Here is a 16,696-nt window from a genome sequence, read left to right on the forward strand (position 1 = left end):
TAGCTATTTTTTAACGATCACTTTTTTCCCTTTTAGTTCCAATTTCACTCCACCGCTCATTTCAATAAACCGGAACAGCTTTTCAGCAGGTATATCCCTGGCAATACGAATGGTATAGGGATCTGTGATCTGGTCCTGGAATACTACTTCCAGGTCATACCAGCGGGCTACCTCCCGCATTATAGTGGAGAGGTGGGCGCCTACGAAGGAGAATTGTCCGTTTTTCCAGGCCATTACTTCCGACAGGTCAGGATTGGCCACCAGTTTAAGCTGTTGGTCTGTCACCGCTATTTGCTGTCCTGGTGCCAGCTTCACCGACTCACTGCCACGCTGGATTTTTACCGCACCCTGCAGCAGGGTTACTTTTTGCGGGCCTTCATCGGTATAGGTGTTGACGTTAAAGCGGGTACCCAGTACCTGTACTTCCGTTCGTTGACCACCAGCGCCGGGGAGAAGTACTTTAAACGGCATCGCAGCTTTTCCTGCGATTTCGAAGTAGGCTTCCCCGGTAATTTCCACTTTACGTACTGGTCCGTTAAATGTTGTAGGGAAGGTCACCGCCGAAGCTACATTTACCCACACATGGCTGCCATCTGCCAGGATCACTTCTACCGGTTGGGCCCCACGGGGCACGGTCAGTGTATTGTAGGTAACCGTACTATTTTTTCCGGTGGCATTATAGGCCAGCTGATTACCGGCATTTTGCTGTACCTGGGTATTGCCCTGTGCTGCCAGCAGGCCGGATTTGGTGCTGTCCAGCGTAATGGTACTACCGTCGGCCAGTGTAAGTACCGCTTTGTTATGAGGCAGCGTGATAGTTTCCTGTTGTACTATTTTGGACGGCTGCTGGCGCAATATGGATTGATACCAATAGGTTCCGGTACCCAGCAGGAGCAGTACCGCAGCGGCAGCGGCCCAGCGTGGCCAGTGGATCCGGCGTACTTTGGGCGTTGGTGCTGCGGTAGCCAGCTGTATATGCTGGTAAATCAATCCCAGCGTTTCCGGATCTGCAGCGCTGGTAAAATCTGCGCTGGCAAAGTCTTCGTTAAATAACTGTTCCAGTGCGTGTTGTTTTCCGGACGAATGCAGGAGCGTTTTTAATTGCGCCGCTTCTTCCGGTGTAAGTGTGCCAGCATGATGTTTGGCTAATAACTGTTTAAATATTTCAGGTGTCATTTTGGTTGTCTTCTCTTATATGACACATAGAAAGCAGGGAGGGGGGGATAGGGGGAGGGATTTTTTTAAACTTTTGGCAGCAGCTGATGGGGGAGGCTTTATTATTTAATGATATGTAAATAATGTTAATGTTTGTGGCTGTCAGTTTTTCAGCGTAAGAAATGGTATCTTCATCTAATGAATCACAGTGATTACATGAAACAAATTGCAGATGCTTTGCAGGCCCAGCAAAAGTGCGTATCATCCTCTAAAGAAGAATCAGAGAGGATAATAGACGCTTTAGGTATGCGACATTTGCTTGTACCGCAAAGAACTGTTGCTTCACCGCACCCGGCTTCTTTACGTAAATTAACCCCCAATAAAAAAGCGAAGACCCGGAAGTCTATCTCCAAGAAGAGGCTTCACAAATAATTTTATTAGTGGACACCATTGTTTAGTTAAATGTCAAAATCGAAACCCAATTTCGTATATTCTTCTGATCCCGGATTAATACTAGGTTTTCACGGATGTGAAAAGTCAGTAAGAGATGCGGTGGTTAATGAGCAAACGATGCTCTTATCCAGTAATAAAATTCATGAATGGCTAGGGCATGGAACTTACTTCTGGCAAAACAATTATGAGCGGGCGCTGGATTTCGTAACGCATCCTCCGGATGGGAGAAAAATTTCAACTCCAGCTGTTTTAGGGGCTGTGATAAGTCTGGATAACTGTTTAGACCTTATGGATGCTCAATATATAGAACATGTAAGGGCTTACTATAACTCATTAAAGAAGATAGTTGCAAAGCAGGGGATGACTTTACCACGGAATAAACATAAAAAGGGTACCAGTAATTTGTGGGATAAAGTGTTAAGAGAGCTGGACTGTTATGTTATTGAGAATTTGCATAAAGTAATGAAAACAGCTAACATTAGACCTTTTGATTCCGTTCGGGGTGTTTTTATAGAGGGAGATGCTATCTATCCTGATGCTGGCTTTTATGATAAAACACATATACAGGTTTGCATCCGTAATCCTAATTGTATTAAAGGGTTTTTTATTCCAAGAAAGGAAGTTGATTGGCCGGAAAATATCCTGTAATTGTTACCTCCATAGTACAGGAAAAGGGCAAAGCTCCATCATTTTTTCAAGATCCTTTAAAAGGGATCAGTAGCCAGAGCAGCAGGCTTATTTCTCCGTAATGTTCTTCCAGGTAGGCCCGGATACTTTTCAGGGCATTGTTCATATGTTCGCGGACGGTATCATATGAAATACCCAGCTGAAGCGCGATTTGCTGGAGTGTAATACCTTGTTCCCGGCTCATGCGGTATACCTGTTGCTGGCGGGGGGATAATTTTTCCACTGCTTCCCGGATCAGTTGAGACATTTCTTTCATATCTAGTTGCTGGGCCGGTAAGCGATGGTCTTCCACGGGTTCCTGGTGGGTAAGTTCCTGCTGGAAATTGCTGGGAATCTTTTTCCGCAGGCTATTGATCAGATGATTCCGGGCAATAACATGCAGCCAGGCCGGGAAGTTATCTACTTCCGGCAGGAGTGCGCGCTTTTCCCATACCTTAATAAAGATGTCCTGTACGGCATCCTGTACTTCCAGCGGAGATTTAAGGTAGGATAAAGCCATCGTATATACTTTGGCAGAAAACTGGTCATACAGGTGACGAAACGCGGTTTCCTCCCCTGCAGCTACCCTTTTAAGCCAGATATTCGCTGCTGCATCAGACATGTTGCCGGTAAAATTAGAGTTTTGGTACCATAAAAAGAGAAAGCCTGTCCAATGATCGACAGGCTTTCTCTTTTTAAAAGATATTTTTCGGAAGTATCTTCCCGTGTATCGGCCAGGTTATGCCAGGGATACAATTTTGCCGGTACGTACGGATTCATCGCAGGCAAAAGCGATCCGGAGGCTGTTTACTGCATCTGCTACGTGATCGGTCAGGTCTATATCTTCCTGTATTGCTTTCAGGAAATAACGTTGTTCGCGGTTGCAAAGCTCCTGATGATCTGGTTCATCCTGCAGATTGATCCAGGTATCTTCTTTTACGAACTGGGCATCTGCATTCAGATCAGCATAGTGTACACGCAGGGATTCTGTTTTGGTGTGTGCCTCTACAGAATCTGATTTGCCGGTACCACCTGCATCCTTTGCCACGATAGAAACGGAGCCTTTAGGGCCGATCACATCTTTCACAAAGAAAGCTGTTTCACTGATCATGGGCCCCCATCCTGCTTCGTACCATCCTACGGAACCATCTTCAAAACGTATCTGGAGCTGGCCGTAGTTGTAATTGCCGGCAGGGATCTCTTCCGTAAGGCGCGCGCCGATAGCACTCACCTGTACTGGTTTGGAGCGGGTCATCTGGCACATCACATCAATATAGTGTACGCCGCAATCCACGATAGGGCTTAATGTTTTCATGAGGCTGCGGTGTACTGCCCACATGCCGCCATGACTTTGCTGATTCAGGTTCATCCGCATTACCAGGGGTTTGCCCATTTCATGTGCTATCTGCACAAAGCGCTCCCAGGAAGGATGATGACGTAATATATAACCTACTACCAGTTTTTTACCTGCTTTTCTGGCTGCCGCTGCCACACGTTCAGCACCTGCTACCGTATCTGCTACGGGCTTCTCTATAAATACATGACAACCGCTTTCAAATGCTTTGATCGCGAAAGCCTCGTGTGTATCCGGATAAGTGGAAATACATACTGCATCCGGCTTTGTAGTGGCCAGTGCTTCTTCATAGCTGCTGAACAAAGGGTAACCACCACCCAGTTTCTCATTCAGTACTTCCTTGCTTTTTCCGGTAGAAACAATACCACAAATTTCAAAACCATCCAGGGTATGATAAGCTGTGGCATGCGAGGCCCCCATGTTTCCGCATCCTACCACCAGGACGCGCAAAAGATTTGTTTGATTCGACATAGTTGGAAATAATTTAACGTATTTTGTTTGATAAGCTTGATCGTAAAGATAGCTCCCATTTCCTTATTTTTCGGTTTGCATTTTACAGACGTACAACAAGATAAGGCGGGGAGCGCAAATACCTCTCATATGAAACGATATCTGCTCCGGAAAAAATGGTGGCTGGCAGTGCTGGCACTACTAGGCGTAACAGGCCTGCAGGCACAGCAGCAGCTCACCTACTGCAATCCAATAGATATTGACTATGGATATTGCCCCATCCCCAATTTTACCGAATGGGGAAAACACCGGGCTACTGCCGACCCGGTCATAGTAACCTACAAGGGTGATTATTACCTGTTTTCCACCAATCAGTGGGGATACTGGTGGAGCAGCGATCTATGCCACTGGAACTTTGTAGCCCGCAAGTTCCTGAAACCCTACCATAAAGTATACGATGAATTATGCGCACCTGCTGTATGGGTAATGGGGGATACCTTGCTGGTATTTGGCTCTACCTATGAAAAAAACTTTCCGATCTGGATGAGCACAGATCCTAAAGGCAATCAGTGGAAGGAGGCGGTTGATTCCTTTGAGATAGGAGGGTGGGATCCGGATTTTTTCCTGGATGATGACGGACGGCTGTATATGTATAATGGCAGCAGCAACAGGTACCCGCTGTATGGTATTGAAATCAACCGGAAAACTTTCCAGCCTATCGGCACGCGGAAGGAGATGTACCTCCTGGAACCAGATCGGTATGGATGGCAGCGTTTCGGGGAATATATGGATAATACTTTCCTGGACCCCTTTATAGAAGGAGCTTCCATGACCAGGCATAACGGAAAATACTACCTGCAATATGGCGCACCGGGTACCGAGTTCAGCGGATATGCCGATGGTGTGGTGGTGAGTGATCATCCCCTGGGGCCGTTTACGCCCCAGCGGCACAATCCGATTTCCTATAAGCCTGGTGGTTTTGCGCGGGGAGCCGGGCATGGCAGCACCTTTAAAGATCAATGGGAACACTGGTGGCATGTGTCTACCATGGTCATTTCGGTGAAGAACAATTTTGAACGGCGTATAGGCATCTGGCCAACGGGTTTTGATAAAGAGGGGCAAATGCATGTGAATACCGTTTTCGGAGATTATCCCCACTACCTGCCAGGAGCTGTGGCGCAGCGTAAAGGGAACGAGGCAGGAAATTTTCCGGAAGGAACCTTTACCGGCTGGATGTTGCTTAACTATAACAAACCGGTAGCGGTGTCTTCCACTTTGGGTGGTTATCTGCCTAACTATGCGGTGGATGAAAATATTAAAACCTACTGGAGCGCTGCTACGGGCAATCCGGGAGAATGGATCCAGACCGACCTGGGCAGCCGGAGTATGGTACAAGCTATCCAGATCAACTATGCTGATCAGGATGCCACCTTCCTCGGCAAACAAACGGATATTTACCACCAGTACAAAGTATACACCAGTGAGGACGGAAAACGCTGGCAATTACTGGTGGATAAAAGTAAAAGTGCCACGGATGCGCCACATGCGTACCTGGAACTGTCCAAGCCTGTTCAGGCACGGTTTATCAAACTGGAAAATATACATATGCCCACCGGAAAGTTTGCTATCAGTGGCCTGCGGGTATTTGGCAGTGGAAATGGAAGTCTGCCAGCGGCGGTAAAAGACTTTTATGTATTGCGCACAGAGAAGGACAAACGCAGTGCCTGGCTTAAATGGAGCCCGGTGGATAATGCCTATGCCTACAATATCTATACGGGTATTGCGCCGGATAAGCTGTACAACTGTATCATGGTACATGGTGCCAATGACTATTATTTCAAAGCCATGGACAAGGATCTGCCTTATTATTTCTGTATTGAAGCCGTGAATGAAAATGGGGTATCACAGCGAAGTGAGGTAATGAAAGCAGAATAAATGGAGGCGTTACCGTTACCCTTCATGTATTTATTCCCCTTTGGCATTATTAAATTATTATTTTAGGCGCTGCAAAAATTTCACGATATGCAAAAACTGTTTGTAACGTTAGTGCTGCTGGCTTGTACAGGTTATTTACAAGCCAAGGTAGTATTGCCCTCTACCTTTACCAATAATATGGTACTGCAGCAAAAATCGAAAGTACCATTGTCGGGTACGGCCACTGCCGACCACCCCGTAAAAGTAACGACCAGCTGGAACAATAAAACCTATAAGGCCACTGCTGGTGCCGACGGGCGCTGGAGCCTGCAGATCAGTACCCCTTCCTATGGCGGGCCTTACTCCATTACATTTGATGATGGGGAAACACTCACCTTAGAAAATATCCTGATAGGAGAAGTGTGGATCTGCTCCGGGCAATCTAATATGGAGATGAATGTAAACGGCAGCAATGGCGGCTGGGGACAGGTATACGGATATGAAGAGGAAGTGGCTACGGCAGATTATCCTCAGATCCGGCATCTGATGGTGAAGCACACCACGAGTGCTACTCCGGTGGCAGAAGCGGCTATCCGGGAAGGCGGCTGGGAAATATGCTCTCCTCAAACAGTATCCAATTTCTCTGCAGTAGCTTATTTCTTTGCACGCAACCTGTATAAAAAGAACGGCGTACCCATTGGGTTAATACATACTTCCTGGGGAGGTACCATTGCGGAAGCATGGGTAAGCGGCGGGGCTTTAAAAACAATGCCCGATTTCAAAGCTACCGTGGAGAAGAATGAAGCCGCAGGTGCAGAAGCCTTTAAAGATAATAACCCTAACAGGGCTACCGCATTGTACAATGCAATGATCTATCCTTTTATCACTTTCCCGGTACGTGGTGCTATCTGGTATCAGGGAGAAAGTAATGCGGGCAGAGCTTATCAGTACAGAACGTTATTCCCGCTGCTGATAAAAGACTGGCGGGAAAAATGGAAGAATCCAAAGATGCCTTTCTTCTTTGTACAGTTGGCCAGCTTCAGAGATCAGAAAGAAAATCCGGATGAATCCGACTGGGCAGAACTGCGGGAAGCACAGGCGATGACTTTATCATTACCCAATACCGGTATGGCAGTAGCTATTGATATCGGAGATGCTAAAGATATCCACCCTAAAAATAAACAGGATGTGGGCAACCGTCTGGCATTAAATGCACGGGCTAAAGTATATGGAGAAAAAGTAGTGTTTGCCGGACCGGTATATCAGGGGCAAAAGGTAGAAGGCGGAAAGATCCGTTTAACGTTCAAGTCGCCCGACGGGCTGGTGGCCAAAGATGGCGGCGCGTTAAAAGGATTTTCCATTGCGGGTGCCGACAAGAAATTCCATTGGGCAACAGCTGAAATACAAGGGAATGACATCATTGTATCCTGTCCGGAAGTAACTGCACCGGTAGCCGTGCGCTATGCCTGGGCAGACAATCCTGCAAACAACCTGGTGAACAAGACCGGATTGCCGGCTCCACCTTTCCGTACGGATGAGTGGGCAGGTATTACTATCAATAACAAATAATCCTATAGAATATCTTATCCTTTAAAAACGGCAGCGGATAGCTGCCGTTTTTTATTTTTAACTTCATGCAAAAGGGAACCGTGAATATTTTATTATTGACCCTACTAATGGCCGCCTGTGGGAAAGGTGGCAATGGAATACCTGCAACAGCCAATAAGCCGAAAACAAATACCTGGTATGTATCTCCGGAAGGCAGTGATGCAGCAGCAGGTACGCTGAAAGCGCCCTTCAGAGGTATCAATACAGCATTGGGCAAAGCTATGCCGGGGGATACGGTCATGGTGAGAAAAGGCACCTACCAGGAAAAGGTAGTATTTCCCAGATCAGGCCGCCTGGATAAATATATTACCCTCAAAGCCTATACGGGAGAACGGCCGGTGATTGATGGCACAGATATGGCCATCACCGGAAAAGAAGGGCTGGTAACGATCAAAAACGCCAGCTATATCATATTGGAAGGATTTGAAATGTGCAATTTTAAGAGTAATGTGCCCCGGGTAGACGTGAATGGGATATTAGCCAATACCGGTTCCGGCAACCTGATCATCCGGAAAAATAAAATTCATCATATTGAACATAACGTGGCCCCGGAAGCAGGTCGCAGCGGGCATGCCATAGAGATCCTGGGCAATACCGATGTGCCCATGAAGGATATCCTGATAGAAGAAAATGAGATCCACGATTGTAATACCGGCTATAGTGAAAACCTGACGATCAACGGTTATGTGGATGGTTTTATCATTCGCAAAAACAAAATTTACAATGCAGAAAACATTGCGATTGATGCTGCCGGAGGGTATGCGGCCAACGCTATACCGGCTAATAACTATGCCCGCAATGGTGTTATCAGTGAAAATGAAATCTTTAATATAGACATGACTACCGGCCCTATCGGGGCTATTCACGGGCATGGCGCTATCGGCATTTATATAGACGGCGCCCGGAATATCATTGTGGAAAGGAATAAAATATATGACTCCGACAGGGGCATTGGTATCGTCAGCGAAAATGATGCATATCCTACCAGTAACTGTATTGTTAGAAACAACCTGGTATACAACAACTGGCGTACCGGTATTTACCTGGGTGGATACCTGGGATATACTTCCGGTGGTACCCGCAACTGTTATGTGGTGAACAACACTTTATATTTTAATAACAAAACCACCGGTGCCTATGGAGAGATAGAAGGTGAGCTGCGGATGACGGAACAGTGTTTTGATAATGTGATCCGGAATAACATTGTATACGGCCGGCCGGCGGATATTTTTATGCATAAGTATACCAATTCAGGATCAGGTAATGTGATAGATGATAATCTTTATTTTACTACGGGTACCCCACAATGGATCTGGAACAGCACCAATGGAACACCGGTTACAGACCTCGCTGTATGGCGCGCTACTTCCGGCAATGATACCCGTTCTGCTAATGGAACAGATCCGTTATTTACAGATCCCGGCACATTCAATTTTCGTTTGCAGGCAGCTTCTCCGGCAAAACATACGGGCGGGGTTATTTCCGCAGCTATAAACGGGGAGGTGGATATTGCCGGCAATCCGCGCATTGTCAATAATAAGATCAGCAAAGGTGCTTATCAATAAAAAGATAACAAGTCAGCAATTGATTTTTTATAAAACCATAAAATAGTAACAATGAATCTCAAAAAATGGACGCTGGGAATAGTCGCAACAGCTGTAAGTATGATGGCCACCGCACAGGAGTATATGCTCCAGTCGCCGGATGGCAAAACAACCGTTCGTATACTCGTAAAAGACAGTATACAGTATTCGGTATTGCGGGATGGAAAAGTATTGTTACAGCCAGCAACCATTTCCCTGAGCACTTCATTTTTCAAAAGCGGGGTCTGGAAACCTTCTGGCTCCAAAAAAACTGCTGTGCAGCAAGTATTACAGCCGGTAGTACCACAGAAGAGCAGCCATATCGTGGATCATTATGCCCAGCTACAGATAGGTTTTAAGAACCAGGTAGATCTGCAGTGGCGGGCTTATAACAATGGCGTTGCCTGGCGCTGGGTAATACGCCATAAAGGTGAATATGAAGTGATCAGCGAAAAAGCAGGTTTTGCATTGCAGCCAAAAGATACTGCCTGGTATCCGGTGGAAGATGGTTTTTATTCCCATAATGAACGCCTGTACCGCCGGCTTACCGTAGATGAGTTGCGGGATAAAAACAAGCTGGGCAGTTTACCGGCATTGTTCAGTGCAGGAGATAAAAAACTGCTGATCACCGAGTCCGGACTGCTGAATTATGCAGGCATGTGGCTGGAAGGAACTGGTACTGGTAATGTAGCAGCAGTGTTCCCGCATTATCCCTCCAAGCTGGAAATTACTTCAGACCGGGATGAGGTGGTACGTAGCCGGGAGCCATACATTGCCCGCGAGAATGGTGCTGCACAATTGCCCTGGCGTATAGTCATGATTGCTGCAGAGGATAAGGAACTGCTGACCAATCAGCTGGCCTATCAACTGGCAGTACCTTCTACAGGCGATTATAGCTGGGTAAAACCAGGTAAAGCCAGCTGGGACTGGTGGAATGCCAATAACGTATACGGAGTGGATTTCCGTGCAGGAATCAATACCGCTACCTATAAGTATTATGTGGATTTTGCTGCGAAATATGGATTGGAATATATTATCCTCGATGAAGGATGGAGTGACACGCGCAACCTGTTGAAAACAATCCCGGATATCGACATGGAAGCATTGTCTGCTTATGCCGCCTCCAAAAATGTTGGTATCATTTTATGGACCAGCTGGGTGGTATTGGACCAGCAACTGGATGCTGCGCTGGACCTCTTTGCCAAATGGGGGATAAAAGGTATCAAGGTAGACTTTATGCAACGGGATGATCAGGTGATGGTGAATTATTATGAGCGGGTGGCCAAAGCAGCTGCCGCCCGAAAGATATTAGTGGATTTTCATGGAGCATATAAACCAGCCGGACTGCAACGTACTTATCCCAACGTGCTTTCTTTTGAAGGAGTATATGGTATGGAGCAAAATAAGGTAGATCAGACCAAATCGATTGCACCGCCACATAATGTCACTTTCCCATTTATCCGGATGGCAGCAGGACCGGTGGATTTTACACCCGGCGCTATGCTGAATGCACAACCTGGCGACTGGGCACCACATTGGTCCAGCCCCATGAGTATCGGCACCCGCTGTCATCAGCTGGCAATGTTTGTAATTTATGAAAGCCCGCTGCAAATGCTGGCAGATAATCCCGTGCATTATTATAAAGAGCCGGAATGTATGGAATTCCTGCAGCATGTACCGGCTGTATGGGATACCACCATTGCCTTGCAGGCGCAGCTGGGAGAATATATACTTACCGCCCGTAAAGCACTGAACGGCGACTGGTATGTGGGTGGGATGACAGGTACTGCTGCCCGTACGCTTACATTGGATTGCTCCTTCCTGGGAGAAGGAGCGTATGAGCTGCATATCTGGAAAGATGGTATCAATGCTGACAGAAATGCGCAGGATTTTAAAGTAGAACAGCTGACAATAAATAAAAATTCAAAAATACCAGTAGCCATGACAACCGGTGGTGGCTGGGCTGCACGGATCATTAAACGGTAATCCGGGGCTACTTTTTATCAACGGATTGCTAAAAAGCGCAGGAATGATTTGTTTGCCACGAGATATTTGTATACCTTTGCGATCTCATTGCGAGGTAGAGCAGAGGTAGCTCGTCGGGCTCATAACCCGAAGGTCAGTGGTTCGAATCCGCTCCTCGCTACAGAAAAATTAGAAAAGGCTGCTCATTGGAGTGGCCTTTTTTAATTTACAACATGTTATTCGTTGTAATCCGAGAGGATTAGATAACTGACTTCCCTTTATGATACTTAACGAAATCTTCAAGAGCCAGTGATTTCTCCAGAAAATTTTTTCTGTGCATAAACCTCTTATGGTTTTGGGATAGTACAGGACAGTTTATTCAGCAATTTTTAACATTTTTAATCAAATTCTTCGTTCCTCCCTAAAATGAATATGCCACAAGAAGATACTGTTCTCCTGGAGATGCTCCAATATGGTAATGCCAAAAGCGCATATGAGCAAATATTTAAAAAATATTACAAGCTTCTTTGCGCCAAAGCCTGCTACATGCTGGGGAATATGGCAGAAGCGGAGGATCTTGTGCAGGAATTGTTGGGAAACATATGGGAAAAGCAGTTGTATCACAATATTAATATCTCACTTAGCGCCTATTTATACAGGGCAGTAAAAAATAGATGCCTTGATTTTATTGAAAAAAAGAAAAATCAACATAAGCAGATGAATGAGTACAGGGTAGAACTGGAGCCGGAATTGATTCAGGCCGCGCTGCTGCCTACTATTGGAGAAGAGTTGCCGGGACAGGGTGTTAGAGCTAATTTTGACCTGGCCATCAGTGAATTGCCAACCCAGCAGTTAGAGGCTTTTAACCTGGTGTATATGGAGAGGAAGAGGTACCAGGAAGCGGCAGAAAAGATGGGTATCAGCATCAATTCCGTGAAAACCCATTTGAGGATTGCAATACGTACACTACGACAAAAGCTGTTACATTTGAGATAACCAGTCACCCCTTTTGCAAAATAATTGTCTATAGTAATAGTGCTAATGAAATATAATAAAGAACATATTGAGCGATTGATGTTGGAAAAGCTGCTGGGGACAGCTTCTCCGATGGAAGTACAGTATTTGGAAGAGTTGATCGGAAAGGACGAAGAGATACGCCGGTTATGGGAGGATGTGCAAGCTAAGGTGCAGCCTTCACAGTTGCGTAAACTGGATGAAGATGTGGCTTGGGAAAAATGGAACAATCACTATGGCCGTTCCCGTCGCAGATTGCGATATTCTGCATTGATGGTTACGACCGTGCTTTCAGCAGCCGTCGCCCTTACTTTCTATTTTTTTCGTCCGCAGGAAGCCTTGAAGTCGCCTGAAGTCTCTGTAAGGGCAGACAACAGCGGGCAGGTGAGATTAGTATCAGGTAACGGTGACGTATTGGATCTTTCCGGACAGAATAGTCGCAAAGTAAGATTGGGGCAGCTGCAATTGGCTATAGGGGAGGGGAAGGTAAGTGTTACGCCCACCAGTGGGCAGCCTGAAGAGATGAGCACATTGTTTGTTCCACCAGGGCTCGACTATCGTATTCAATTGTCGGATAGTACGGAAGTATGGTTAAATGCCGCGTCATGCTTACGTTTTCCCGGGTATTTTGACAAATCTGTGAGAGAAGTTTATCTTCAGGGAGAGGCCTATTTTAAGGTATCAAAAGACGCCAGCCGCCCTTTTCTCGTACATACAGGCAGCGCTACCGTGAGGGTACTGGGCACAGAATTCAATGTGAATACATATGAGCATGGTGTCGTAAAAACGGCGTTGGTAGCAGGAAGTGTGGCTGTTGAGATGGGAAGCACTTCCCCAGTGATACTTAAACCGGGTTATTTAGGTATTGCTGCATCCGGGAAGCTTTCTGTAATGCCGTTCAATAGCCAGCATGAACTTTCGTGGATGGAAGGACGCTATTACTTTAAAAAGAAAAGCCTCAATGAGCTCGCCAGCGTAATATCCCGCTGGTATAATGTACAAGTATTGTTTGATAATCCTGATATAGCCAACATAGAAATTAGCGGTTTATTGCGGAAGAATCATCCGCTTACCGATTTCCTGGATGACTTGACTACAACTTCCGGGACACAGTATTATTTTTTGGATGACAAACTGCATCTGAAATAAAAAATATTCTATTCATCTTCACCCGTTTTTGTTTTTGCCCGTCTTCTTCATGAATGTAGGTCAAAGTATAAACCACAGTTATGAAACAAGATGTAAAAGTGCTTCACCTTTGCAGGAGGGGATTGTCTGCAACATGTTCAAAACAATTATTTCTTATCCTATGTAGCTTATTTTATTTTTCCAATGCCATAGCGCAGACCCCTGTTGTTACTATCAAAGGAGAAGGGATTCCGCTATCAAAGGTATTTGAAACGATTGAGCAACAAACGCGGCTTACTGTTTTTTACAGCCATAGCTTATTGAAGGATGATGAACGGGTAAGCCTGGATGTACGACAGGCCAGCATTTCGGAGGTGCTTAAACTGGTACTGAAAGGGAAGGGGATTACCTTTACCATCGGGAAGGACTTGATTTTGTTGAAAAAGCAGGGAGGAGAATTGGAAAAACAACCAGCGGGGGTGTCCGGAAGGGTGACAGATGAGAGTGATACTCCGTTACCCGGTGTAAGCGTAGCAATAAAGAATACCCGCAAAGGAATTGTTACGGATGCGGATGGTCGCTTTCAGTTACAGCCAGGAGTGAATGATACACTGGTATTTTCCTTTATGGGATATGTAACCCAGGAGATGCCAGTAAGAGGGGGAATAGCGATGCAAGTAGTATTGAAACAAGACGCGGCCAACCTCGGGGAAGTGGTGGTAGTAGGTATGAATAACAAACAAACAAAACGCTCCATTACCGGTGCAGTGTCTACTATCCAGACCAAAGAGCTGAGACAGAGCCCGGTTGCCAACCTTAGTAATGCGCTGGCGGGGCGTCTTCCAGGGCTGATCACCGTACAATCCACAGGTCAGCCAGGAGATGACGGCGCTGCTATGTACATTCGGGGGGTATCTACTTATGGTAATACTGCTCCGCTGGTGGTGATAGACGGTTTGCCCAGATCGCAGGCTAATTTCAGTCAGCTGGATGCTAATGAGATCGAATCTGTAAGTATATTGAAAGATGCGGCATCAACTTCTCTGTATGGTATACAGGGCGCCAACGGCGTAATAGTAGTCACCACCAAAAGAGGAGGTACGAATAAAAAACCACTTGTCAGTTTTACAGCACAACAAGCCTTTCAGCAACCGATCCGCTTGCCTCAACAGATGAACGCCTGGGAACAGGCAGTCTATTATAACGAGTATGATACGAATGATGGGCGTGCACCGCGTTTTAATGAGGCCGCCCTGGGTAAGATAAAAAATGGATCGGACCCTTCTTTATATCCCAATGTGAACTGGTATCATGAAATGCTCAAAGCTGTCTCTTCCCAGCGCCAGTATAACCTCAATGTATCAGGGAGCACCAATGTTGCCCGATATTTCATCTCCGGTAGCTTTATCCAACAGGGCGGCTTGCTGAAACATGAGGGGGATAATGACTATGATGTTCGCAATAAATTTGACCGCTATAATTTCCGTTCTAATATTGACTTGGACGTTACAAAACGATTGAAAGTACAGGTAGACCTGGCAGGGCGGCTGGAGAATAGAACGGGTCCTGGCCCTGGTTTTCAACAGATATTCAGCATGCTTACCGGCATTTCCCCCCTGGCGATGCCCATATTCAATCCTGATGGCAGCTTAGGCGCGGGTAGCGCCGCTGTAGTGCCCGGTGATAAGAACCCATATGGTTTGATTGCCCGAAGTGGCTATTATACCAATTATACGAACGTAATGTATGGAACCCTCTCTGCGCGGCATGACCTGGATTTTATCACAGAGGGGCTTAGCGCTCAGTTATTTTTCAGCTTTGAGAACACCAACACAAAAGAGACTAAAAGATCGCAGGATTTTGACTCTTACTGGTATCGGGGACCTGACGGAGAAGGGAATCCAATCTATCAGCAATATACCATCGGAAGCAGGTTAACTACAGGTGGGAGCAGCTCCATTGCCCGTTACAATTACCTGGATCTCCGCATTAACTACGCCCGGAACTGGAGGGGACATGCCCTTACAGCACAGGTGCTGGGGAACCGTACACTACGTATGGTGGATGATTTGCTGCCATTTGCCTACCAGGGTATCAGCAGCCGTATGACCTATAGTTTCAGGTCAAAATATTACTTGGAAGTGAACGCCGGATACAATGGCTCCGAGAACTTTCCCAAAGGTAGAAGATATGGGGTTTTCCCCGCTGCGTCGGCAGGATGGATACTAAGTGAGGAGCCATTCCTGCGCCATTCCCGTATTATTAATTTTCTGAAGTTGAGAGGCTCATATGGAGCTGTCGGTAACGACCAGATAAACGGAGGACGCTGGTTGTTCATTAGCGATTATGCACCAGGTGGTGGTTACTATTTCGGGGTATCACCAACAAGTGTTTCTGGGTATGATGAGAACCGCGTAGGGAACCAGTATGTTACCTGGGAACGGTCTGCTAAAATGAATGCCGGTCTGGAATTATACCTGTTTCCTAAAAAGGAAGTACAACTGATATTTGATGTGTTTAGGGAACTACGCTCCAATATATTGACGACACCGGGCACTGTACCAAACTATGTGGGGATCGGAGAGCTCTCTCCAAGGAATGTTGGGAAAATGTTGAATCGCGGGTTTGAGGTGGAGTTACGAGCGAACAAAACATTGGGACAGCTGAACCTTTTCGGTAACATACAGCTCACTTACGCCCGGAACAAAATATTGAGCAATGACCAGCCACCACCGGCTATGCCTTATCAAAGCCTTTTGGGGTACGAAGCAGGTTATGCATTAGGATATAAATTTCTCGGCTTTTTCACCGATGAGGCTGATATTGTTAAAAGCCCAAGACAAAGCTTTAGCAGCAATATTATCCCCGGTGATGTGAAATATAGCGATATAAATAATGATGGTATAATAGATGCGAGAGATCGTGTTCCCATCCAGGTACGGAATATTCCCAGATATGTAGGAGGTTTTTCTTTCGGTGGCGGCTATAAGGGATTTGATGTGAGTTTGCTCTTCAACGGTGCGCTTGGCGGTACCGCCAATATCCGGCTGTATCAACCGGGAAGCGCATTTCAACTGCAGCGCTGGACGCCTGAAAACAAAGAACATGCCAGGGTTCCCGTGGCACATCTCTCCAGCAATAATACTGACATACTCTCCGACCTGAACGTACAGAAAACGGATTATCTGAAGCTGCGCAATATGGAAATTGGTTATGAGATACCACAACGTATATTGAATCTTACAAAGCTGGAATATGCGCGCTTTTTTATCAATGGACAGAACCTGGCGTTATGGGACCGGCTTTGGTACAGAGACAGGGATCCGGAATCTCCTGGAGGTGACGTTGTGTACCCTGTTCAGCGGGTGATCAACATTGGGTTGAATGTTCGTTTCTAAACATCTAA

The 16,696-nt window shown here is 46.2% G+C and carries 12 protein-coding genes and 1 tRNA gene; 10 read left to right on the forward strand and 3 right to left on the reverse strand.

The window, feature by feature from the left end; translation table 11 throughout:
• Positions 1–3: 3 nt before the first annotated feature.
• A complete protein-coding gene (locus tag ABR189_RS23775; RefSeq protein ID WP_354662991.1) occupies positions 4–1,176 on the reverse strand; it encodes a FecR family protein in 1,173 nt (390 codons plus the stop codon).
• A gap of 195 nt (positions 1,177–1,371) precedes the next feature.
• On the opposite strand from ABR189_RS23775, the gene ABR189_RS23780 reads away from it, so the two are divergent.
• Both ABR189_RS23780 and ABR189_RS23785 read left to right on the forward strand, forming a co-directional pair.
• A complete protein-coding gene (locus ABR189_RS23780; RefSeq protein ID WP_354662992.1) occupies positions 1,372–1,587 on the forward strand; it encodes a hypothetical protein in 216 nt (71 codons plus the stop codon).
• Positions 1,588–1,617: 30 nt separating this feature from the next.
• The gene (locus ABR189_RS23785; protein WP_354662993.1) at positions 1,618–2,256 is read left to right on the forward strand and encodes a hypothetical protein; all 639 of its coding nucleotides are present in this window, start codon (positions 1,618–1,620) and stop codon (positions 2,254–2,256) included.
• A gap of 46 nt (positions 2,257–2,302) precedes the next feature.
• Here the strand turns inward: ABR189_RS23785 and ABR189_RS23790 are convergent, their stop codons facing one another.
• Both ABR189_RS23790 and ABR189_RS23795 read right to left on the reverse strand, forming a co-directional pair.
• Entirely contained in the window at positions 2,303–2,896 is a 594-nt protein-coding gene (locus tag ABR189_RS23790) for an RNA polymerase sigma factor (RefSeq protein ID WP_354662994.1), read from the reverse strand.
• A gap of 117 nt (positions 2,897–3,013) precedes the next feature.
• Positions 3,014–4,099 (reverse strand): Gfo/Idh/MocA family protein, encoded by a 1,086-nt coding sequence (locus tag ABR189_RS23795; protein WP_354662995.1) that lies wholly within the window; start codon positions 4,097–4,099, stop codon positions 3,014–3,016.
• Between the two features lie 129 nt (positions 4,100–4,228).
• Here ABR189_RS23795 and ABR189_RS23800 point away from each other — a divergent pair, with 129 nt between their 5' ends.
• From ABR189_RS23800 to ABR189_RS23835, 8 genes are all read left to right on the forward strand, one after another.
• Positions 4,229–6,013 carry a family 43 glycosylhydrolase gene (locus ABR189_RS23800; protein WP_354662996.1) on the forward strand — a complete coding sequence of 595 codons (1,785 nt, stop codon included), beginning with the start codon at positions 4,229–4,231 and terminating at the stop codon, positions 6,011–6,013.
• 87 nt (positions 6,014–6,100) lie between these two features.
• Positions 6,101–7,561 carry a sialate O-acetylesterase gene (locus tag ABR189_RS23805; protein ID WP_354662997.1) on the forward strand — a complete coding sequence of 487 codons (1,461 nt, stop codon included), beginning with the start codon at positions 6,101–6,103 and terminating at the stop codon, positions 7,559–7,561.
• Positions 7,562–7,626: 65 nt separating this feature from the next.
• On the forward strand, positions 7,627–9,165 hold the full coding sequence (locus ABR189_RS23810; protein WP_354662998.1) for a right-handed parallel beta-helix repeat-containing protein: 1,539 nt from the start codon (positions 7,627–7,629) through the stop codon (positions 9,163–9,165).
• A 51-nt stretch (positions 9,166–9,216) separates the two neighbouring features.
• Complete coding sequence (locus ABR189_RS23815; protein ID WP_354662999.1) at positions 9,217–11,169, forward strand: glycoside hydrolase family 97 protein; 1,953 nt, start codon at positions 9,217–9,219, stop codon at positions 11,167–11,169.
• An 88-nt stretch (positions 11,170–11,257) separates the two neighbouring features.
• A tRNA-Met gene (locus tag ABR189_RS23820) sits at positions 11,258–11,329 on the forward strand.
• 251 nt (positions 11,330–11,580) lie between these two features.
• Positions 11,581–12,144 carry an RNA polymerase sigma factor gene (locus ABR189_RS23825; protein WP_354663000.1) on the forward strand — a complete coding sequence of 188 codons (564 nt, stop codon included), beginning with the start codon at positions 11,581–11,583 and terminating at the stop codon, positions 12,142–12,144.
• Between the two features lie 45 nt (positions 12,145–12,189).
• Positions 12,190–13,311, forward strand: a complete 1,122-nt coding sequence (locus ABR189_RS23830) for a FecR domain-containing protein (RefSeq protein WP_354663001.1) — start codon at positions 12,190–12,192, stop codon at positions 13,309–13,311.
• Between the two features lie 80 nt (positions 13,312–13,391).
• A complete protein-coding gene (locus ABR189_RS23835; RefSeq protein WP_354663002.1) occupies positions 13,392–16,688 on the forward strand; it encodes a TonB-dependent receptor in 3,297 nt (1,098 codons plus the stop codon).
• Positions 16,689–16,696: the final 8 nt, after the last annotated feature.

Origin of the sequence: Chitinophaga sp. H8, assembly GCF_040567655.1 — a bacterium.
In the GTDB taxonomy this organism is placed as follows: domain Bacteria; phylum Bacteroidota; class Bacteroidia; order Chitinophagales; family Chitinophagaceae; genus Chitinophaga; species Chitinophaga defluvii.